The 2,306-nt window shown below is 70.6% G+C and carries 2 protein-coding genes and 1 pseudogene; all 3 read right to left on the bottom strand.

From position 1 onward, the window contains the following. Window positions 1–494, bottom strand: a pseudogene (locus tag FRW57_RS20535) (hypothetical protein); the annotation flags it as partial. Beyond that, the gene (gene mltG / locus FRW57_RS20530) at window positions 488–1,714 is read right to left on the bottom strand and encodes an endolytic transglycosylase MltG (protein ID WP_137121966.1); all 1,227 of its coding nucleotides are present in this window, start codon (window positions 1,712–1,714) and stop codon (window positions 488–490) included. The gene mltG and the pseudogene FRW57_RS20535, both read right to left, overlap by 7 nt. Next, on the bottom strand, window positions 1,714–2,193 hold the full coding sequence (gene ruvX, locus FRW57_RS20525; protein WP_238999516.1) for a Holliday junction resolvase RuvX: 480 nt from the start codon (window positions 2,191–2,193) through the stop codon (window positions 1,714–1,716). Before ruvX ends, mltG begins: the two co-directional genes overlap by 1 nt. Between the last annotated feature and the right edge of the window lie 113 nt (window positions 2,194–2,306).

The raw sequence follows: 2,306 nt of genomic DNA, 5'->3' as shown, positions 1-2,306 counted from the left end.
AGCACCGATCGCGCGGTGGCGCCCGACCCGATGACCACCGCCGGCACGTTCGGCGCCGCCGCGCTCGACCAGCCGGCGTCCTGCAGGGCGCGGGTCACGCCATACACGTCGGTGTTGTCGGCGCGCCACCCCCGTTCCGGACGGCGCACGAGGGTGTTCGCCACACCCAGGTCGCGCACCAGCTCCGACACCTCGTCGGCGACGTCCAGGGCCACCTCCTTGAGCGGCATGGTGAGTGAGAGGCCGACCCAGGAGCCGTCCAACGCCTCGACGAAGCTCGGCAGGGCTGCAGCGGCCACGTCGTGGGCGCCGTAGGACCAGCCGTCCAGCCCGAGCGAGCGGTAGGCGGCCGCGTGCAGCGCCGGCGAGAGGGAGTGCGCGATCGGCGAACCGAGAACCGCCGCCCGGTTCCACGCAGCTGGTCGCGTTCCTCGGCGCTCGTGCCGGCTGCCTCGCTGCGCTCGTGTCCTCGCGCTGTCGTCTCCGCTCAGCACTGACTCTTGTGCGCCCGACACCACTGGTGGAACAGCTCCTCGTTGTGTTGCTGCTCGGCGTAGGTCTCGGCGAACCGCGTCTCCCCCGTCACCGGGTTCACGGCCACGAAGTAGAGCCACTTGCCCTTGGCCGGGTGCGCGGCCGCCTCGATGGACGCGGCACCCGGGTTGTTGATCGGCCCGGGCGGCAGCCCCTTGTAGCGATAGGTGTTGTAGCGGCTCTTGCTGTTGCGCTCCTTGTCGGAGGTCCCCGCAGCGCCTCGACGCTGGGCGATGTAGTGCACCGTGGAGTCCATCTGCAGCTTCATGCCCGCCTGCACCCGGTTGAGGATCACCCTGGCCACCTTCGGGCGGTCGGTCTTGGCCTTCGCCTCCCCCTCCACGATGCTCGCGATGGTCAGCGTTCGCTGGTAGTCGGCCGGCTGGATGTCGAGCTCCTTCAGCTCGCTGACCGCCTTGGTGACCATCGTCCGGACCTGCTGGGTGGCCGGGGTGCCCGGCGAGAAGGAGTAGGTCGCGGGGAAGAGGTAGCCCTCGAAGTTGCCCTTCGCCTGCTTGGGTAGCCCGGCGCTCACGGGAGTGACCTTCTTGTAGTCCGAGAGCGGCACCCCCGTCTGCTTCGACAGCTTGGCGAAGATCTCGCTCTTCCACATCCCTTCGGGCAGCGTCACCTTCGTCACCGCCCTGCTGGACGGGTCGAGCAGCAGGGTCAGGGCCGACTTGGCGCTCATGTGCTTCTTGAGTTGGTAGGTGCCCGGCGCGATGGAGGCGAACTCCGGCTCCGCCGCGGCCTCGTCGTTGAAGGAGTCGACGCTCTTGATCACGCCGGCGCGCTGCAGCGTGTTGGCGATCTGGCTGCCGCTCTCACCGGGCTTGATCACGATGGAGACCTGCCCGGTGCCCTCACCGGCGTAGTCATCCGGCGCGCGGTGGGTGATCGAGTCGACGATCGGACGGATGGCCTGCACCGCCACCACACCGCCGGCGACCACGAGGGCGAGGGCCACCAGGATCGCGATCCAGCGCCGACGGCGGCGCGGCGCTCCACCGGTCACCGATTCGGGGTCGTCCTCCACCGGCGCCGCCTCGGCGTCGGGACGGAAGCCGTCGTCGCGATCGTCAGCCACCGCGTGACCCGGGTCGTCGGTGCCGTCGGCTGGCCCCTCACCGGGCTGGCTCTCGCCACCGAAGATGGAGTCCTCGAGTCGCGGGTCTGTCATCAGCGCTGACCTTCGTTGTCTGCCCGAGCACGTCTGGCTCGAGGTTTGCGGCCCCCCACGAGCACCCCTGCAGGTTGACCCGTGGCGCGCTCGGAGTCAAGCGCGGCCTGCAGGATCAGGACCGCCGCGGCCTGGTCGACGCGGGCGCGCTGGCGACGTCCGGCCACACCACTTCCTCTCATCTGACGATGAGCATCGACGGTCGTGAGCCGTTCGTCCACCAACCGGATCGGTGTGTCGCGAAGCAGGTGGTGCAGCGCGAGCGCGTAGTCGCGCGCCCCGGCGGCGGCCGGACCCTCGGCGCCGGACAGCGACAGGGGCAGTCCCACCACGACCTCGACCACCTCGTGCGCACGGACGTAGCGCTCGATCTCGCGCTGGTCGGTCCGTCCCTCCATGTCCCGCGGCAGGGTGGCCACCGGCGATGCCAGCATGCCGTCGGGGTCGCAGGTCGCCAGACCGACGCGGACACTGCCCACGTCGATCCCGGCCCTGACCCCACGGCGCACGGTCAGCGGCCCGCGGTGACGCGCTCGCCCACGGCGTGCTCGACGTCCGCGAGGGCGGCATCGATGCGGGAGGGGTCCGTGCC

Origin of the sequence: Segeticoccus rhizosphaerae (assembly GCF_009192725.1) — a bacterium.
In the GTDB taxonomy this organism is placed as follows: Bacteria; Actinomycetota; Actinomycetes; order Actinomycetales; family Dermatophilaceae; genus Segeticoccus; species Segeticoccus rhizosphaerae.
The sequence above is the reverse complement of the archived record's forward strand: the minus strand, read 5'-3'. Positions and strand labels throughout refer to the sequence as shown.